The organism is Streptomyces sp. NPDC043812 (assembly GCF_056436245.1).
In genome coordinates, this window is record NZ_JBWKCY010000018.1 from 48000 (window position 1) to 66382 (window position 18383).

Here is an 18383-nt window from a genome sequence, read left to right on the forward strand (position 1 = left end):
GGCCACTCATGGCCGGACTGCGCCTGGGACCACTGCTGCGCCATGTGGACTGGGAATCGGGCACGAGCGCGACCGTCTGGGTCGAGACCGACCGCCCGTGCACAGCCGAGGTCCGCTGCGCGGAGGGCGGCGGGGGCTCCGCCCCGACGTTCCGGATCGCCGGCCACGACTACGCCCTGATCGTCGTGACAGGCCTGACCCCCGGCGCCACGACCTCCTACGAGGTGCTGCTCGACGGCGAGCGGGTGTGGCCGCTGCCCCGCTCGCACGTCCCGCCCAGCACCATCCGCACACCCGCGGTCCCCGCGAGCGGTGCCGTGGTCGCCTTCGGCTCGTGCCGCTGGGCCGCACCGGCCCTGGGCGAACGGGACCCGGTGGGCCCCGACGTCCTCGACACCCTGGCGGCCCGGCTCGCCGCCGACCCCGACACCGTCCGCCCCGACGTCCTCGTCCTGCTCGGCGACCAGGTGTACGCGGACGAGACGTCCCAGGCCACCCGGGACTGGATCGCCGCGCACCGACGGACCGCCGGCACGGGATCCGAGGCGCCGCCCGGCCAGGTCGCGGACTACGAGGAGTACACCCGCCTGTACGACGAGTCCTGGCTCGACCCCGAACTGCGCTGGCTCCTCTCCTCCGTGCCCAGCTGCATGATCTTCGACGACCACGATCTGATCGACGACTGGAACACCAGCGCGGCCTGGGTCGCCGACATGCGCGCCACCCCCTGGTGGCACGAGCGGGTCATGGGCGGCCTGATGTCGTACTGGGTCTACCAGCATCTGGGCAATCTCTCCCCCGCCGAGCTCGCCGCGGACGAGCTGTACGCGCAGGTGACGGCGGCCGACGACGGGACCGAGGTGCTGCGCGCGTTCGCGGAGCGGGCCGACGCCGACCCGGCCACCGTCCGCTGGAGCTATCGCCGCGACTTCGGCCGCACGCGGCTGCTGATGGTCGACACCCGCGCCGCCAGGGTCCTGGACGAACGGCACCGGGCCATGCTCGACGAGGACGAGGCCCGCTGGCTGCGCGAGCAGGCTCTCGACAGTCCCGGCGCCATGGACCATCTGCTCGTCGGGACCTCCCTGCCGTGGCTGCTGCCCCCGATGATCCACTTCGCCGAGGGGTGGCACGCCGCGCTGTGCCGGGGCGAGCGCGGTGAGCGCCTGGCCCGCTTCGGCGAGAAGCTGCGCAGAAAGGCAGACCTGGAGCACTGGGCGGCATTCCCCTCGTCGTTCGGGAAGATGACGGACACGGTCGCCGAGGTGGGGCGCGGCGAGGACGCGCCGGCGACGGTGTGCGTCCTGTCCGGGGACGTGCACCACGCCTACGTGGCCGAGCCCGAGTGGCCCGCCGGACAGCAGCCGCGGGCACGGGTCCTCCAGCTCACCTGCTCGCCACTGCACAACTCGGTGCCGGCCTTCATGCGCGTCGGATTCCGGTTCGGCTGGAGCCGGTTCGCGAAAGGCATCGGCCATCTGCTCGCCCGGCACGGACGGGTCGCCAGGCCCGCGATCCGTTGGGAGCGTACGGGCGGACCGTGGTTCGGGAACCAGCTGATGACGCTGACGCTGCGGGGCCGCGGGGCACGGCTGCGGCTGGAGAAGGCCGCGGCGGGCGGCTCGGGGAGGGGCAGGACGCGGGCCACGGACCGGGCGGGCGCGCGGCTGACTCCGGTCATGGAGCGGGACCTGACGGACGACAGCGGGCCGTGACGGACGACAGCGGGACCTGACGGACGACAGCCGACCCAAGGGCGGGCACACGTACGGCAGTTCGCGTACGTCGTGCCCGTCCGTCGCGTGCGGGGGGTGACGGCCGTGGCCGCGCAGTGGGATCCGGCCGGAAAGATGAAGACGCGGTAAAAATCAGCCGCCGTGTAAATGTTGAACTTGCAAGTATGAATGAGGCTCGCCTAACCTCTAGCTCCCCTCATCGGTTCGTTCCGTCCCCACAACCGAAGGAGCCATACCCCATGGCAACCCCCACACTGACCACCCGGCTGAACCGGGCCCAGCCGTACGCGCTCGGCCTGTTCCGGATCGTCGTCGGCCTGCTGTTCCTCTGCCACGGCGCCGCCTCGCTCTTCGGCGCCCTCGGCGGTGACAAGGTCGCGGCCGGCACCTGGCCCGGCTGGTACGCCGCGGTGATCGAGCTCGTCGCCGGTGGCCTCGTGCTGCTCGGCATAGGCACCCGCAGCGCCGCGTTCCTCGCCTCCGGCTCGATGGCGTACGCCTACTTCACCGTGCACCAGCCCGAGGGGCTGTTCCCGGTGCAGAACAACGGCGAAGGATCCGCCATGTTCTGCTGGGCGTTCCTGCTGCTCGTCTTCACCGGGCCCGGCGCTCTCGCGCTGGACGGCCTGTTCCGCAGCCGCGGAAGTGAGGCGGCGGCCGAACCCGCCCGCCAGGAGCAGTCGACCGTGACCGCCTGACACACCGCGCCGCACGGCACCGCGCCGGCCGCGGGGAGGAACTGCCCGCCATGCGGGCGCAGTTCACCCCGCGGGCGGCCTGCCCCGCGCCCGGCCCTCACACACATGGGGCCGGGCGCTTCGCATTCCGTATGTGCAGACTTTGCGCGCCGTACGACATCTCGTCCCCCTGCCGATCTCCGCGCGTCACCCGGGCGTACGCTGTACAGCTGTCAAGCCGCCCCGGACGCCCTTGCGACACAGCGGCCTTGTCACCGAAAAACGGGGAGAGTGTGCAAGGTGCTGGAGAGTATGGGGCCGCTGACCGGCAGCCCTTGGATCTACGCCGTCGTGGCCCTGTCCGTCCTGCTCGACGTCTTCCTCCCCGTCCTGCCCAGCGGAGTCCTGGTGATCACCGCGGCGACCGCTGCCGCCGCCGGATCCACCGCGGGCACCGCGGCCGTCGCGGGTGCGGCCGGTCAGGTGCCGCGCGAAGTCCCCTCGCTGCTGGTCCTCGTGCTGTGCGCGGCGACCGCGTCCGTCCTCGGTGACCTGGTCGCCTACCGGCTCGCCTGGCGCGGTGGCGACCGCTTCGACCGCGCCATCGCCCGCTCCCGCCGCCTGACCAGGGCACAGGAACGTCTCGGCGCCACGCTCAGCCGCGGCGGCGGAGCGCTCGTCGTCATCGCCCGGTTCGCACCCGCGGGCCGGTCGGTCGTGTCCCTGGGCGCGGGCGCGGCGCACCGCAAGGTCAAGGAGTTCCTGCCGTGGTCGGCGCTCGCCGGGGTGGCCTGGGCGGGCTACAGCGTCGGGCTCGGCTACTTCGGCGGCCAGTGGCTGGGCGCGACGTGGATCGGCGCCGCCGTGTCGGTGCTCGCGCTCTTCGCGGCCGGGGCGCTGGCCGCCTATGTCATGCGGCGTCCGGCGCCGGCCGCCTGACGGCGTGGCCGCGCACCTCGAGTCCTTCGAGGAGCCTGCGGGTGGCCTCGGTGATCTCGTCGACGGCCTGCTCGAACACCTCCCGGTTGTGCGCGGCGGGTGCCCGGAAACCGGACACCTTGCGCACGTACTGCAGGGCTGCGGCGTGCATGTCCTCCTCGGTGGCTTCCTCGGGGAGAACGGGCGGACGGAGGGTCTTGATACTGCGGCACATGCCTCCAGTGTGCCGCGCGCCACTGACAACGCACGAGCCACTGCGCTGTGATCGGCAGTAACACCGGGTGCCCGCAACCGGGCGCCGAGGCGGCCAGTAGAGTGCGGCACCGTCCCCTACCGAGCACCCCGAGGTACCCGCCCCCGTGACACCCGCACCGCCCCCACCTGCAGTGACCGTCGTCGGGATCGGCGCGGACGGCTGGCCGGGGCTCGCCCCCGTCTCCCAGGAGGCCCTGCGCGAGGCCGAGGTGATCATCGGCGGGCAGCGGCAACTGGCGCTGCTGCCCGGCGCGTGCCCCGGCGAACGCGTGCAGTGGCCCAGCCCGCTGCGGCCCGCGGTCGCAGGGCTGCTCGCCGCGCACGCGGGCCGCCGGATCGCCGTACTGGCCAGCGGCGACCCTCTGTTCCACGGCATCGGGCGCGCGCTGACCGAGGAACTGGGCCCCGACGCCCTGCGCGTACTGCCGCATCCGTCGTCCGTCTCGTACGCCTGCGCGCGGCTCGGCTGGCCGGTGGAGGACACAGACGTCGTCACGCTCGTCGGCCGCCCCGCGGGCAGGCTCGCCGCCGCGCTGCACGACGGACGCCGTGTCCTCGTCCTCAGCGCGGGCGCGGACACGCCCGCCGAGATCGCCACCCTGCTGCGGGAACGCGGCTTCGGGCCCACCCGCATGCGGCTGCTCGAACAGCTCGGCGCGGACGACGAACGGCACATCGACGGCGTCGCCGACACCTGGGCACAACCGCCGGGCGCCGCGCTGAACATCGTCGCGCTCGACTGCCGCCGCGCGCCCGGCGCACTGCGGCTGTCCGCCGCGGCCGGCCTGCCGGACGAGGCGTACGAGCACGACGGCCAGCTCACCAAGCGCCACGTCCGCGCCGCGACCCTCGCCGCGCTCGCGCCCGCGCCCGGCGAACTCCTGTGGGACATCGGCGGGGGCTCCGGCTCCATCGCGATCGAGTGGATGCGCACGCATCACGCCTGCCGGGCGGTGACCGTGGAACGCGACCCCGTGCGCGCGGCGCGGATCGCCCGCAACGCGGACACCCTCGGCGTGCCCGCGCTGCGCGTCGTGTGCGGCGCGGCACCGGCGTCCCTCGCGGAACTCCCCACCCCCGACGCGGTCTTCATCGGCGGCGGGCTGACCGTACCCGGACTGCTGGACGCCTGCTGGGACGCGCTGGCGGCCGGCGGCCGACTGGTCGCCAACACCGTGACCCTGGAGTCGGAGGCGCTGCTCGCCGACCGCTACCGGCGGCACGGCGGCGAACTGGTGCGGCTCGCCGTCGCGCACGCCGTCCCCGTCGGCGGGTTCACCGGCTGGCGCCAGGCGATGCCCGTCACCCAATGGTCCGTCACCAAGACTGGAGAACTGACATGACCGTGTACTTCATCGGTGCGGGCCCCGGTGCCGCCGACCTGATCACCGTGCGCGGCGCGCGGACGCTGGCGTCGTGCGGGGTGTGCCTGTACGCGGGCTCGCTCGTCCCCCGTGAACTCCTCGCCGAATGCCCGCCGGACGCCCGCCTCGTGGACACCGCGCAGCTCGACCTCGACGCCATCACCGCGGAGTTGGTGCGCGCGCACGAGGAGGGCCACGACGTGGCCCGGCTGCACTCGGGCGACCCGTCGGTCTTCAGCGCGGTCGCCGAGCAGATGCGCCGCCTGGACGCTGCGGGCGTGCCGTACGAAGTGGTCCCCGGTGTCCCCGCGTTCGCGGCGGCCGCGGCGGCGCTGAAGCGGGAACTCACGGTCCCGACCGTGGGCCAGACCGTGATCCTCACCCGGATCGCCCAGCAGGCGACGCCCATGCCGGAGGGCGAGGACCTGGCGACGCTGGGCAGGAGCGGCGCGCTGCTGGTGCTGCACCTTGCGGCCCGCTACGTGGACCGGGTGGTCGACGAGCTGCTCCCCCACTACGGGGCCGACTGCCCGGCGGCGGTGGTGGCGATGGCGAGCCGCCCGGACGAACTGGTGCTGCGGGGCACGCTGGCGGACATCGCGCAGCAGGTGAAGACGGCGGGAGTGGTGCGCACGGCGGTGATCCTGGTGGGCCGGACGCTGGCGGCGACGCAGTTCCGCGACAGTCACCTCTACTCGGCGGAACGCGACCGCCACGTGTGCTGAGGCCCGGGGGCGCGGCGCCCTCGGTGGCGTCGGGTGAACCAGGGGATCGGGCCGCGCGACCGTGGTCAGGGCCCCTTCGGTGCCGAACGGCCCACCACCGTGCCCGCGCGGTCGATGCACACCACGTCCACCACCACCGGCGCCCCCCGCAGCACCCCCAGCGCCTGGTCACGCGCCTCCGCCGCCACCAGGTCGCCGAGCGGGACGCCCGTCTCCGTGCACAGGTGGAGCGCCTCCAGTCCCGTGTTCGCCGTGGACACGGCTTCCGCGAGCGCCACGGACGCGCCGCCCCGGCGCGCCAGTTCCGCCAGGAACGGCTTGTCGACCTGCGAGCGCGCCGAGTGCAGATCCAGATGGCCCGCCGCCAGCTTCGACAGCTTCGCGAACCCGCCGCAGATCGTGAGGCGTTCGACCGGATGGCGGCGCACGTACTTCAGCACCGCCCCCGCGAAGTCCCCCATGTCCAGCAGCGCGTCCTCGGGGAGGCCGTGAAGGGACACGACCGTCTTCTCCGACGTCGAGCCCGTGCATCCCGCCACATGCGTACGCCCCGCCGCCCGCGCCACGTCCACGCCCCGCCGGATCGAGTCGATCCACGCCGAGCAGGAGTAGGGGACGACGATCCCGGTGGTACCGAGAATGGACAGACCGCCCAGGATCCCGAGTCGCGGATTCCACGTCGAGCGGGCGATCTCCTCGCCGTGGTCGACGGAAACGGTGATCTCGACGTCGCCCCGGCCCCCGTGGCGCGCGGCGACGAGCGCGACGTGCTCACGCATCATCTGCCGCGGCACCGGGTTGATCGCGGGCTCGCCCACGTCCAGCGGCAGTCCGGGCCGCGTCACCGTGCCGACCCCGGGCCCGGCCCGGAAGACGACACCCGACCCGGCCGCCAGCTGCCGGACCGTCGCCCTGACCAGCGCGCCGTGCGTGACGTCCGGGTCGTCGCCCGCGTCCTTGACGATGCCCGCCGTCGCCGAGTCGGCACCCAGCGCTTCCGCGGCCAGCGCGAACGACGGCGTCTGCCCCTTCGGCAGCGTGATCGTCACCGGGTCGGGGAACTCCCCCGTGAGCAGCGCCGTGTACGCCGCGGTCGTCGCCGCCGTCGCGCACGCCCCGGTCGTCCAGCCGGGCCGCAGACCGGTGTGCTTGAGTTGGGCGTCACGCCCGCCGCTCGCCTGCGCACTCATGGATGGACCTCGATGCACGTACTGGTACTCGGCGGCACGACCGAAGGCCGCCGGCTCGCCGAGATCCTGCACGCGGCCGGCGTACGTGTCACGAGCAGCCTCGCCGGGCGCGTCGCCAGCCCCCGGACGCCTCCCGGCGAGGTTCGGGTCGGCGGGTTCGGCGGGGCCGACGGCCTCGCCCGCTGGCTGCGCGAGCACGAGGTCGACGCGTTCATCGACGCCACCCATCCTTTCGCCGGAACGATCAGTTTCCACGCGGCCCGGGCCGCCGCCGATGCCCATGTTCCCCTGCTCGCCCTGCGCCGGCCCGGCTGGGCCCCGGCCGCGGGCGACGACTGGCACCCGGTCGGCTCCCTGGACGAGGCCGCGGACACCGCCGCGGGTCTGGGCGCCAGGGTGTTCCTCACGACGGGCCGCATGGGCCTGGCAGCCTTCGCGCACATCGAGGACGCCTGGTTCCTCGTACGGTCCGTCGACCCGCCCGAGGGGCTGTGTCCGCCGCGCATGGACGTGCTGCTCGACCGGGGCCCGTTCACCCTCGACGGCGAGCGTGCACTGCTGCGCAACCACCGCATCGACGTGCTCGTGACGAAGGACAGCGGCGGCGCCGCGACCGCGCCGAAGCTGACGGCCGCACGGGAGGCGGGCATCCCGGTCGTCGTGGTGCGCCGCCCGCCCGTCCCGGACGGGGTGCCGGAGGCTGCCGGCCCCGAGGAGGCGGCCGCCTGGGTTCACTCCGTGGGCTAGGGGGTGTCTTGTGGATCAGGCCGGATCAGTGAGCGGGGTCTGGTGCTGTGCTTCGCAAGGCGGAGGAGGGAGGCATGGCGGAGCCATGCCGACCGACGACAACGCGGCGAGGCGCGGTACCAGGGCACGTGAGCCCGGCAAGATCCACAAGACACCCCCTAGGGGTAGCGCCTCGGGGTCCACACGATCTCGCGCCCGTCGCCGCGCTCGACCACCTGCGTCTGCGAGGAGCCGACGAGCACGACGGTGCGCATGTCGACCTGCGCCGGGTCGAGTGCGCCGAGGCTGACGATCCGCACGCTCTCCTGCGGACCGCCGACGTCACGGCCGAGGACCACCGGGGTGTCGGGAGCCCGGTGTGCGAGCAGCAGCTCGCGGGCCTTGCCGACCTGCCAGGTGCGGCTGCGGGACCCGGGGTTGTACAGGGCCAGCACGAGGTCGGCGGCCGCCGCGGCCGCCAGGCGCTCCGCGATGACCTCCCAGGGCTTGAGCCGGTCGGAGAGCGAGAGCACCGCGTAGTCGTGGCCGAGCGGCGCACCGGCCTTCGCCGCGGCGGCGTTGGCGGCGGTGACACCCGGCAGCACCCGTACGGGCACGTCCTTGTACGCGTCCTGGGAGGCGACCTCCAGTACCGCCGTCGCCATGGCGAAGACACCCGGGTCACCGCCCGAGACGACGGCCACACGGCGGCCGCGGCGGGCGAGGTCGAGGGCGAACTCGGCCCGCTCGGACTCGACCTTGTTGTCCGAGCCGTGCCGGATCTGGCCGGGGCGGTGCGGCACCCGGTCCAGATAGGTGGTGTAGCCGACGAGTTCGTCGGCGTCGGCGAGTGCGCGGCGCGTCTCGGGCGTGAGCCACAGGGGGCCCGCGGGCCCTGTGCCGACGACGGCGACCTCGCCGCCTCCGGCGGCCGGCCGCGGGTTGGCGATACGGCTCGGCACGACGGCGACGGAGAAGTACGGCACCGACTCGGGTTCGATGTCGGCCAGTTGCCCGGTCCGTTCGCCGCTCATCGTCGCGCGTTCGACGTACCGTGCCTCGTCGAGCCGGCCCGAGGTCTCCATCGCCCTGCGCACGGCGGGGAAGGTGCGGCCGAGCTTCATGACGACGGCCGAGTCGGTGGCGGCGAGACGCGCGGTCAGCTCGTCCTCGGGCAACGTGCCGGGGATGACGGTCAGCACTTCCTCCGCCTCGCACAGCGGCGTGCCGAGGCGGGCGGCGGCAGCGCTGATGGACGTGACGCCGGGGATCACCTCGGTCGGGTAGCGGTGCGCGAGGCGCTTGTGCATGTGCTGGTAGGAGCCGTAGAAGAACGGGTCGCCCTCGGCGAGCACCGCGACCGTGCGCCCGGCGTCGAGGTGTGCGGCGAGGCGGGCCGACGCCTCCTCGTAGAAGTCGTCGAGCGCGCCGCGGTAGCCGCCGGGATGGTCGGTGGTCTCGACCGTGATCGGGTACATCAGGCGCTCTTCGATGTGGTCGGGGCGCAGATGCGGGGCGGCGATCGAGCGGGCGATGGAACGCCCGTGGCGGGCGCAGTGGTAGGCGATGACATCGGCCTCGGCGATAATGCGCGCGGCGCGCAGGGTCATCAGCTCCGGGTCGCCCGGGCCGAGCCCGACGCCGTACAGCCGGCCGGTGTTCCGGTTGTCGTTCACTCCGCCTCGCTCGCGATCGCGTTGACTGCGGCGGCGGCCATGGCGCTGCCGCCGCGGCGGCCCCGCACCACCAGGTGTTCGAGGCCCAGCGGGGACGCGGCGAGGGCGTCCTTGGACTCGGCGGCACCGATGAAGCCGACGGGGGCGCCTATGACGGCGGCGGGACGGGGCGCGCCCTCGCCGATCATCTCCAGGAGGCGGAACAGGGCGGTGGGCGCGTTGCCGACGGCGACGACGGCGCCTTCGAGGCGGTCCCGCCACAGTTCGAGGGCGGCGGCGGAGCGCGTGGTGCCCATCGTGGCGGCCAGTTCGGGCACGGACGGGTCGGACAGGGTGCAGATCACGTCGTTGTCGGCGGGCAGCCGCTTGCGGGTGACACCGCTGGCGACCATCTGCGCGTCGCACAGGATCGGGGCACCGGCGCGCAGTGCCTCGCGGGCGCGCTTCACGACGTCCGGGGAGTAGGCGAGATCGCGGACGAGATCGACCATTCCGCAGGCGTGGATCATGCGGACCGCGACCTGGGAGACCTCGGCGGGCAGCCCGTCGAGGTCCGCCTCGGCGCGGATCGTGGCAAAGGACTGGCGGTAGATCTCCGCGCCGTCCTTCTCGTACTCGAACACGGTGTTCTCGCTCATTTCGTCAAGGGGTGCGTGGGTGGGTTCGCAGGTCGGGTGGATGGGGCGGACGTGCCGCGCGCCGCCGCGAGGGCGTCGGCGAGCCGGGAGAGGTGGACGCGCTGTACGGTCGGCGGGCCGGTGTCGCGTACGGAGATGTCGTAGTGTCCGTCGCCGGTCGCGACGGCGTCGACCCATGCGCCCCGCGGATGGCCGCAACGGCGTTCGCAGCCGGACCAGTACACGGGCAGCCCGCCCGCACCGGATTCGACGTGGGTGGTGGCGTCGGCGCGTACGTCGGCACGCGCCTTGGCGCATCCCGGCCTGCCGGTGCAGGCGCCCACGCCGAGCCAGGGGGACGCCGCCGAGGTGACGAGCCCTGCCTCGGCGAGGACGGGCAGACGTTCCCCGGCGCCCCCGGGCACCACGACGCCGCGCCAGGGGGTCACTCGCAGCTCACCGTTGCCGTGCGTCTGCGCGGTGTCGGCCAGCAGCCGGCACTGGGCGGCGGTGAGCCGCCCGAGCGGCGCGAGCGTGTACAGCGCGCCTTGGTGGTGCCCGGGCACGGGCGGGGCGTCGAGGGGATGCGGGGCCTCGTCGGTGCGGTGCCGCGCGTGGATGCCCGCAGCCCCCGCCCGACGGGCCAGGTCCGCCGCCGACACCGCGTACTCCGGCGGGAGTTCCGCCACGCGCCAGGCCCTGGTGCCGCTCGCGTCCGCCGCGTCGAGGAAGGCACGCGCGGCAAGCAGCAGGGCACGCGGTCCGTCCTGCGCCCGCACCGTCAGTGTCTGCTCTCCGAGCAGGATCCGGACGCTTTCCCCGCCGGGCGCTGCGAGCAACATCACATCGGCGCCGAGCCCGGCCATGTCGCCGCGGCCGTCGTCGAGCGCGAACAGGAACCGTCCCGAGAGCGCCGGGGTCCACGTACCGGCGCACAGCAGCGCGTCCAGTTCGCGTACGAGCGGCTGCACATCGAGGTGTCCGCGGCCGTCGAGTCCGGACAGCGGGGACGCGACGACGTTGCGTATGCGTTCATGGGCGGGCGCGGGCAGCAGTCCGGCGGCGTCCAGCACTGCGGCCAACTCCCCGCCGCAGCCGCCGTCCAGACCCCGCAGCTGAAGGTTGCCGCGGGACGTGATGTCGAGCGCACCGTCGCCCAGGCGCTCGGCGGCATCGGCCACGGCATACGCCTGTCCGGCGGTCAGCACCCCCGCCGGGACGCGGATGCGCGCCAGCGCACCGTCGTCCGCGGTGTGCAGCCGCAGCGCGCCGGGGCAGGCATCACCGCGGTCCCGTACGGGAGTTTCGTCCCGGTTCGGGGGGTTCGAGGGGGCCGGAGGCATGGCGGCGAGCATACCGACCCTCACCCACGCCACCTCCTCCCGGCGACGTGACGGCCCTTACTATGCTCATCGGCGGGCCGTACGGTCCGTCACCGCCGAAGACGGCGTCAGGGGAGGAAGCCCGGTGCGATTCCGGCGCGGTCCCGCCACTGTGAGCCGGGCAGCTGCGCAACGCGCACGCCGCCCGGTGAGCCAGGAACTCCCGCCGTCCTCCACCGCCCGGGGCGCGGAAACCCCGAGGAAGGCCAGACGCCGCATGCAGCACTCAGCCGGGGACCACCCCCTGCACGCCCGCATCCTGCTCCTCTCGACGTCCGACACCGACCTGCTCAGCGCACGCGCGGCGGCCGGACCGGTCCCGTACCGCTTCGCGAACCCCTCGCGTCTGCCGCTGGCAGATCTCCCCGCGCTGCTGGAGGGCACCGACCTCGTCGTCGTACGTCTCCTCGGCGGGCTGCGCGCCTGGCAGGAGGGCATCGACGCCCTCCTCGCCCAGGACCGGCCGGTCGTCGTCCTGACCGGCGAACAGGCGCCCGACGCCCAGCTGATGGAGGCCTCCACGGTCCCGATCGGCATCGCGGCCGAGGCCCACGCCTATCTCGCGCACGGCGGCCCGGCGAACCTGGAGCAGCTCGCCCGCTTCCTGTCCGACACGGTGCTGCTCACCGGGCACGGCTTCGAGCCCCCGGCGGCCGCCCCCACCTGGGGCCGGCTCACGCGCACCCCGCGCCGGGAGAACGACGGCCCGCAGATCGCGGTGCTCTACTACCGGGCCCACCACATGAGCGGCAACACCGCCTTCGTGGGCACCCTGTGCGACGCGATCGAGGACGCGGGCGGACAGGCGCTGCCGCTGTACGTGGCCTCCCTGCGCGCCCCCGAGCCCGAACTGCTGGAGCAACTGCGGTCCGCCGACGCCCTGGTGACCACCGTGCTCGCTGCGGGCGGCACCCGTCCGGCCGAGGCCGGCGCCGGCGGTGACGACGAATCGTGGGACGCGGGAGCCCTTGCGGCACTCGACGTACCGATCCTGCAGGCGCTGTGCCTGACCGGGGCGCGTGCGGCCTGGGAGGAGAGCGACGAGGGCCTGTCCCCGCTGGACGCGGCGAGTCAGGTGGCGGTGCCCGAGTTCGACGGCCGGCTCATCACGGTCCCGTTCTCCTTCAAGGAGATCGACGAGGACGGGCTCCCGGCGTACGTCGCCGACGAGGAACGCGCCGCCCGTGTCGCCGGGATCGCCGTGCGCCACGCCCGGCTGCGCCACATCCCGAACGCCGGCAAGCGGCTCGCGCTCGTGCTGTCCGCGTACCCGACCAAGCACTCCCGCATCGGTAACGCGGTCGGCCTGGACACCCCCGCCTCCGCTGTCGCCCTGCTGCGCCGGCTGCGCGCGGACGGCTACGACTTCGGCGACGAGCCCGTGCCCGGCCTGGAGTCCGGCGACGGCGACGAGCTGATCCACGCGCTGATCGAGGCCGGTGGCCACGACCAGGAGTGGCTGACCGAGGAGCAGCTGGCCCGCAATCCGGTGCGCATCCCGGCGGCGGACTACCGGCGCTGGTACGCGACGCTGCCGGCCGCACTGCGTGCGGCGGTCGAGGAGCACTGGGGCCCGGCGCCCGGCGAGATGTTCCTCGACCGGAGCCGCAACCCGGAGGGCGACATCGTCCTGGCGGCCCTGCGCCGCGGGAACCTGCTGATCCTCATCCAGCCGCCACGCGGTTTCGGCGAGAACCCGATCGCGATCTACCACGACCCCGATCTCCCGCCCTCGCACCACTACTTGGCCGCCTACCGCTGGATCTCGGCCTCCGCGGACGACGGAGGCTTCGGCGCGGACGCGATGATCCACCTGGGCAAGCACGGCAACCTGGAGTGGCTGCCGGGCAAGAACGCGGGTCTGTCCGCGGCCTGTGCACCCGACGCCGCCCTCGGCGACCTCCCGCTCGTGTACCCGTTCCTCGTCAACGACCCGGGCGAGGGCACCCAGGCCAAGCGCCGTGTGCACGCCACGCTCGTCGACCACCTGGTGCCGCCGATGGCGCGGGCGGAGTCGTACGGCGACATCGCCCGCCTCGAACAACTCCTTGACGAGTACGCCCAGATCTCCTCGATGGACCCGGCCAAGCTGCCCGCGATCCGCGCCCAGATCTGGACGCTGATCCAGGCGGCGAGGCTCGACCACGACCTGGGTCTGGAGGACCGTCCGGACGACGACGGATTCGACGACTTCCTGCTGCACGTCGACGGCTGGCTGTGCGAGGTGAAGGACGCGCAGATCCGCGACGGCCTGCACGTCCTGGGCGGTGCGCCCACCGGACCCGAGCGGGTCAACCTGGTGCTGTCCATCCTGCGCGCCCGCCAGATCTGGGGCGGCTCGCAGGCGCTGCTGGGCCTGCGCGAGGCACTCGGCCTCGACGAGTCCGCGGCGGGCCGCGTGGCGGCGGACGAGGCGGAGGCCACCGCCCGCGCGCTGGTCGAGGCGATGGAGGCGGCGGACTGGGATCCGTCCGCGGTCCCCGCGGACCGTGGCGACGACGTGGCGGCCATCCTCCGCTTCGCGGCGCTCGAGGTGGTCCCGCGCCTGGCCCGCACGACGGACGAGATCGACCATGCGGTCCATGCGCTGAACGGCGGCTTCGTCCCGGCCGGCCCGTCCGGATCGCCACTGCGCGGCCTCGTCAACGTGCTGCCGACCGGCCGCAACTTCTACTCCGTCGACCCGAAGGCCGTCCCCTCCCGCCTCGCGTGGGAGACCGGTCAGGCCCTCGCGGACTCGCTGCTGGAGCGCTACCGCGCCGACAACGGCGAATGGCCCACCTCCGTCGGCCTCTCGCTGTGGGGCACGAGCGCGATGCGCACGGCCGGCGACGACGTGGCGGAGGCGCTTGCCCTGCTGGGCGTCCGCCCGGTGTGGGACGACGCGTCGCGCCGGGTGACCGGACTGGAGCCGGTGCCGCTCGCCGAACTGGGCCGCCCGCGCATCGACGTCACGCTCCGCATCTCGGGCTTCTTCCGTGACGCCTTCCCGCACACGATCGGTCTGCTCGACGACGCCGTGCGCCTGGCCGCATCGCTCGACGAGCCCGCCGAATCGAACTTCGTCCGCGCCCACACCCAGGCCGACCTGGCGGAGCACGGCGACGAACGCCGCGCCACCACCCGTATCTTCGGCTCCCGCCCGGGCACGTACGGCGCGGGAATCCTCCAGCTGATCGACTCCCGCGACTGGCGCACGGACGCGGACCTGGCTGAGGTGTACACGGTGTGGGGCGGCTACGCGTACGGCCGCGGTCTGGAGGGCCGCCCGGCACGTACGGAGATGGAGACGGCGTACAAGCGCATCACCGTCGCCGCGAAGAACACGGACACGCGCGAGCACGACATCGCCGACTCCGACGACTACTTCCAGTACCACGGCGGCATGGTGGCCACGGTCCGCGCCCTGCGCGGCACGGCCCCGGAGGCGTACATCGGCGACTCCACCCGCCCGGAAACGGTCCGCACCCGCACGCTGGTCGAGGAGACGTCCCGCGTCTTCCGCGCCCGCGTGGTCAACCCCCGGTGGATCGAGGCGATGCGCCGCCACGGCTACAAGGGCGCGTTCGAACTGGCGGCGACAGTCGACTACTTGTTCGGCTACGACGCGACGACGGGCGTGATCGCGGACTGGATGTACGACAAGCTGACGGAGACGTACGTCCTCGACCCGACGAACCGCGCATTCCTCCAGGAGGCCAACCCCTGGGCCCTCCACGGCATCGCGGAACGCCTCCTGGAGGCGGAGTCCCGCGGCATGTGGGAGAAGCCGGACCCGGAGACGCTGGCGGGGCTGCGGCAGGTGTACCTGGAGACGGAGGGCGAGCTGGAGGACGGGGAGGGCTAGGGCCTTTCGTTTGGATCAGGCCGGATCGCACACGGGTCCTCGCCGACGACGCCGTGCGCGAGGGCAGACGTGTCCGACCGCAGGCCGTACGCCGCCTGGTCGAGGTCCGCCGCTTCGTGCGCGGCGGACGCGACCGCGGAATCACGGTCGCGTCCACGATCGAGGAACGCCGCGCCAGGCAGCTTCTGCGCGCCCAACTGGGCAACGTACTGCGGGCGGTCGGCTCCCCCGCCGGACCGGTGGGGTGGGACGCCCTGGAAGCGGTGGAGGTGACGCCCGTGCGCCACCGTCATAGCGCGCTGTGGTGAGAGGCCGCCCTACGGTTGCGACAGCGTCAGGGTCCACTCGTCCTCGGCGGTCACGTTGACGTAGTACGGCCCGTCGGCGGCAGGCCGGGAGACACCCGACCCGTCGAAGTTGCCGACCTCGTTGAAGACCAGGTCCTGCGTCGCGCCCTCGGCGTCGAGGACGGTGACGACGAAGTTGTTCGCGCCGGTGTACGTGGCCTGCACCTGAACCGCGCCGGCCGCGTCGTAGGGCCCCACGACGCGGTCGCCGGTACCCGCGTACGTCTGGGGCAGCGCGGCCGCCTGCGCGTCCCGGGGCTGAGTGATCTCGACGGTCCAGTCGGCGTCCGCGTCGACCTGGAGCAGGTAGCTGCCCTTCTCCACACCGACGGCCTTGGACCCCTCGTACGACCCGGTGCGGTTCACGACCAGATCCTGGACCTGCGCGTTGTCGTCGAGGAGCTCGACGACGAAGTTCTCCGTGCAGTCGGTGCACTGCGACCGCAGCACGGAGATCCCCGCGGTGAGCGCGAAGGGCTGGGTCACCCGCTGCCCGGTCCCGCTCAGCGTGATCGGCTCGGGGTCGACAACGGGCTGCGCCGGTGCCGCCTGTGCCGTCACGGAAGCGGCGCCGGCCGTGGCGCGGCCACTGCCCGGACCCGCGACGACGAGGACGGCCAGCGCCACGGCGGCACCCAGCCATCCGCACGCCCTCCACAACCCGCGCAGTGGCGCCCTGTCCCCCGGCCGCCACGCATCGTGACCGTCGGACATGACCGGCTCCTTCCGCTCCCCGCCGACGCCCGTCGGGCGCCCGCGCCCTCTCCACGATCCGTCCCCGGGCCGGGGGCGCAACTCGGGCAGCCGAGGAGGCGTGGCGGCACCCGACGGAGGCAGCCGGGCCGGCTGACTACCTGGCGACGAACTGCGTCAGGATCGCCTGCACTTCGTAGATGTCGACGCCCTTGGTGAACGTCTTCTCGATCGGAGCGGGGCTGCCCGAGATCCAGATCTTGAGCTCCGCGTCGAGGTCGAACGTCCCGGCCGTCTCGACGGCGAAGTGCGTGATGCTCCGGTACGGAACGGAGTGGTACTCGACCTTCCGACCGGTGATGCCCTGCTTGTCGACGAGGATCAGCCGGCGGTCGGTGAACAGGATGGTGTCGCGTATGAGCATGTACGCGGCCTGCACCTGCTCTCCCTGCCCCAACAGCCGTGCGTACTCCTGCTGCGCCTGAGCGGGGTCGACCGTGTGCGCGTTTCCGAAAAGTGCCACGAAAAAGCCCTCACTGGTTGAAGTCACAAGTTTTTCACACTGTATACGGCGCTTCAGGGGGCGGAACGGGCAGCCTCGGGCAAACAGTCAGATCACGGCGCACTGATGAGGCCGTGCCCAGCGCCCGCCGCGCGATCCGAACGCTCCTGAGGACAACGGCGAGGAAGCGGAACAGCCCGGCGCGGATTGAACTTTCGGCAGTGTCGAACCGCCTCCGAAGTCCGTACCGTCGCCTCCGTGGACAGCACAATGACCAACGGTGTGAGCGTGACCAGGACGGCTGGTTCCCGGCGGGCCATGGATCCGGGGAACCTTCTGGCAGCGGCCGCGGCGATCACAGCCGCACTGAGCCTGGTGAACCTGTGGTGGGCTGTCCCCGCTGTGGTCGCCGCGTTCCTGACGGGACGCCGGCCCGGCCGGACCCGCTCGACGGTGCTCGCTCTGGTCGCGCTCCTCTCGGTCGGTGTGGTGATGCTGTCCGTCGTCCCCGGCTGGATCCTGCTGGGGAGCCGGTTCGTGGCGGTGGTGGTGCTCGCCACGATGCTGCCCTGGTTCGCAGGCAGGTTCTGGCGGCAGTACCAGGAGCTCGTCCGGGCCGGCTGGGAACGGGCCGAGCAACTGCAACGTGAGCAGCGGCTGATCGCCGACCAGGTCCGGCTGCGCGAACGGGCCCGCATCGCTCAGGACATGCACGACGTCCTCGGCCACGACCTCAGCCTGATCGCGCTGTCGGCCGGCGCGCTGAAACTCGCGCCTGGACTCGAAGAACACCATCGACGGGCCGCGGGAGACATCCGCGCCAGAGCAGCAGCAGCGGTGGAGCATCTCGGAGAGGTGATCGGTGTTCTGCGTGAGGAGACCGACGACGCGCCGGCACGGACCGGGTTCGGTCTCACGCATCTGACCGACCGGGCCACTGCGTCCGGGCTCAGGGTCGAGCTGCACATCGACGGCGAGGCGGGCAGCCGGCCCACGGTGGTCGAACGGGCCGCCCACCGCGTCGTGCAGGAGGCGCTGACCAACATCGCCAAGCACGCGCCCGGCGCGAAGGCGACCGTCCACGTGACGCATACGCCCACGGAGACAGAGGTGGTGGTCGAGAACGGCCCGCCGCCGATCACGGCCGCCGCCGGCCCGCCGGGAGGAGGGCGTGGACTCATCGGCCTCGACGAACGTGTGCGGGTGGCCGGCGGCTCCTTCGCGTACGGCCCGTGCGACGGGGGCTTCGAGGTCGTCGCACGAATTCCGCACACTCCCCCGTCACAGCTCCCCCCGCCCACCACCCCCGCCGCCTCGTCCCCGGGCAGCGAACTGCCGCCGGAACACCACCGGGCCCGGCGCCGCGTCCGCCGGGCCCTGGTTGCCACGGTCATGCTGCCCCTGCTGGCAGGCGCGTTGCTGAGCGGAGGGCTCACGGGATGGGAAATGCTGTCGGCATCACGGTCGGTCCTCGAGCCGGGCGACTACGCCCGCCTGCGCGTGGGGCAGGATCGCTCCGAGGTGGAACGCCTCCTGCCCGACCGTCAGACGAGCCACCGACCGCTCACTGCGGAACCGAGAGGACAGGGGACATGCGAGTACTACGCGATGACGGCCGACCGCTTCGACGATCGTTCCGGAGATGCCTACCGGCTCTGCTTCCGGGACAACACACTGGTGTCCCTGGACGCCCTCGCCCCATGAGCG

16 protein-coding genes and 1 riboswitch are annotated in these 18383 nt (G+C 73.1%); of the genes, 9 read left to right on the forward strand and 7 right to left on the reverse strand.

Translation table 11 applies throughout. The features are described from left to right. The first annotated feature begins 8 nt into the window (after positions 1 to 8). The 3 genes from AC067Z_RS25310 to AC067Z_RS25320 all read left to right on the forward strand — a co-directional run bounded on the left by AC067Z_RS25310 (position 9) and on the right by AC067Z_RS25320 (position 3352). Positions 9 to 1715, forward strand: coding sequence for an alkaline phosphatase D family protein (locus tag AC067Z_RS25310; protein WP_478791886.1), 1707 nt, complete (start codon positions 9 to 11; stop codon positions 1713 to 1715). Positions 1716 to 1975: 260 nt separating this feature from the next. Further along, positions 1976 to 2434 carry a DoxX family protein gene (locus AC067Z_RS25315; RefSeq protein ID WP_478791887.1) on the forward strand — a complete coding sequence of 153 codons (459 nt, stop codon included), beginning with the start codon at positions 1976 to 1978 and terminating at the stop codon, positions 2432 to 2434. 279 nt (positions 2435 to 2713) lie between these two features. Beyond that, a complete protein-coding gene (locus AC067Z_RS25320; protein WP_478791888.1) occupies positions 2714 to 3352 on the forward strand; it encodes a DedA family protein in 639 nt (212 codons plus the stop codon). Here AC067Z_RS25320 and AC067Z_RS25325 read toward each other — a convergent pair. Continuing rightward, positions 3324 to 3566 carry a DUF2277 domain-containing protein gene (locus AC067Z_RS25325; RefSeq protein WP_478791889.1) on the reverse strand — a complete coding sequence of 81 codons (243 nt, stop codon included), beginning with the start codon at positions 3564 to 3566 and terminating at the stop codon, positions 3324 to 3326. The two genes, AC067Z_RS25320 and AC067Z_RS25325, sit on opposite strands and share 29 nt — an antisense overlap. A gap of 145 nt (positions 3567 to 3711) precedes the next feature. Here AC067Z_RS25325 and cbiE point away from each other — a divergent pair, with 145 nt between their 5' ends. Then, positions 3712 to 4950 (forward strand): precorrin-6y C5,15-methyltransferase (decarboxylating) subunit CbiE, encoded by a 1239-nt coding sequence (cbiE, locus tag AC067Z_RS25330; RefSeq protein WP_478791890.1) that lies wholly within the window; start codon positions 3712 to 3714, stop codon positions 4948 to 4950. After that, positions 4947 to 5696 (forward strand): precorrin-4 C(11)-methyltransferase, encoded by a 750-nt coding sequence (gene cobM, locus AC067Z_RS25335; protein ID WP_478791891.1) that lies wholly within the window; start codon positions 4947 to 4949, stop codon positions 5694 to 5696. The genes cbiE and cobM overlap by 4 nt, the downstream gene beginning before the upstream one ends. Positions 5697 to 5761: 65 nt before the next feature. Here the strand turns inward: cobM and AC067Z_RS25340 are convergent, their stop codons facing one another. Next, positions 5762 to 6886: a cobalt-precorrin-5B (C(1))-methyltransferase gene (locus AC067Z_RS25340; protein WP_478791892.1), complete on the reverse strand. Its 1125-nt coding sequence runs from the start codon at positions 6884 to 6886 to the stop codon at positions 5762 to 5764. 12 nt (positions 6887 to 6898) lie between these two features. Here AC067Z_RS25340 and AC067Z_RS25345 point away from each other — a divergent pair, with 12 nt between their 5' ends. Then, positions 6899 to 7633, forward strand: a complete 735-nt coding sequence (locus AC067Z_RS25345) for a cobalt-precorrin-6A reductase (protein ID WP_478791893.1) — start codon at positions 6899 to 6901, stop codon at positions 7631 to 7633. Positions 7634 to 7791: 158 nt separating this feature from the next. On the opposite strand, the gene AC067Z_RS25350 is transcribed toward AC067Z_RS25345, so the two are convergent. Genes AC067Z_RS25350 through cobG form a run of 3 tightly spaced genes read right to left on the reverse strand, consistent with a single transcriptional unit; the run spans position 7792 to position 11260 of the window. Beyond that, positions 7792 to 9288, reverse strand: a complete 1497-nt coding sequence (locus AC067Z_RS25350) for a precorrin-2 C(20)-methyltransferase (RefSeq protein ID WP_478791894.1) — start codon at positions 9286 to 9288, stop codon at positions 7792 to 7794. After that, the gene (locus AC067Z_RS25355; RefSeq protein WP_478791895.1) at positions 9285 to 9926 is read right to left on the reverse strand and encodes a precorrin-8X methylmutase; all 642 of its coding nucleotides are present in this window, start codon (positions 9924 to 9926) and stop codon (positions 9285 to 9287) included. The genes AC067Z_RS25350 and AC067Z_RS25355 overlap by 4 nt, the downstream gene beginning before the upstream one ends. After that, a complete protein-coding gene (gene cobG, locus AC067Z_RS25360; protein WP_478792015.1) occupies positions 9923 to 11260 on the reverse strand; it encodes a precorrin-3B synthase in 1338 nt (445 codons plus the stop codon). The genes AC067Z_RS25355 and cobG overlap by 4 nt, the downstream gene beginning before the upstream one ends. Before the next feature lie 101 nt (positions 11261 to 11361). Next, positions 11362 to 11450: riboswitch (cobalamin riboswitch) on the forward strand. 54 nt (positions 11451 to 11504) lie between these two features. On the opposite strand from cobG, the gene cobN reads away from it, so the two are divergent. After that, positions 11505 to 15134: a cobaltochelatase subunit CobN gene (gene cobN / locus AC067Z_RS25365; protein WP_478791896.1), complete on the forward strand. Its 3630-nt coding sequence runs from the start codon at positions 11505 to 11507 to the stop codon at positions 15132 to 15134. A gap of 53 nt (positions 15135 to 15187) precedes the next feature. After that, the gene (locus AC067Z_RS25370; RefSeq protein ID WP_478791897.1) at positions 15188 to 15442 is read left to right on the forward strand and encodes a hypothetical protein; all 255 of its coding nucleotides are present in this window, start codon (positions 15188 to 15190) and stop codon (positions 15440 to 15442) included. 9 nt (positions 15443 to 15451) lie between these two features. Here the strand turns inward: AC067Z_RS25370 and AC067Z_RS25375 are convergent, their stop codons facing one another. Together AC067Z_RS25375 and AC067Z_RS25380 are read right to left on the reverse strand one after the other, a co-directional pair. Then, the gene (locus tag AC067Z_RS25375; protein WP_478791898.1) at positions 15452 to 16195 is read right to left on the reverse strand and encodes a hypothetical protein; all 744 of its coding nucleotides are present in this window, start codon (positions 16193 to 16195) and stop codon (positions 15452 to 15454) included. Between the two features lie 136 nt (positions 16196 to 16331). Then, on the reverse strand, positions 16332 to 16697 hold the full coding sequence (locus AC067Z_RS25380; protein WP_478791899.1) for a PH domain-containing protein: 366 nt from the start codon (positions 16695 to 16697) through the stop codon (positions 16332 to 16334). Between the two features lie 297 nt (positions 16698 to 16994). Here AC067Z_RS25380 and AC067Z_RS25385 point away from each other — a divergent pair, with 297 nt between their 5' ends. Further along, complete coding sequence (locus tag AC067Z_RS25385; RefSeq protein ID WP_478792016.1) at positions 16995 to 18380, forward strand: sensor histidine kinase; 1386 nt, start codon at positions 16995 to 16997, stop codon at positions 18378 to 18380. The last annotated feature ends 3 nt before the right edge of the window (positions 18381 to 18383 follow it).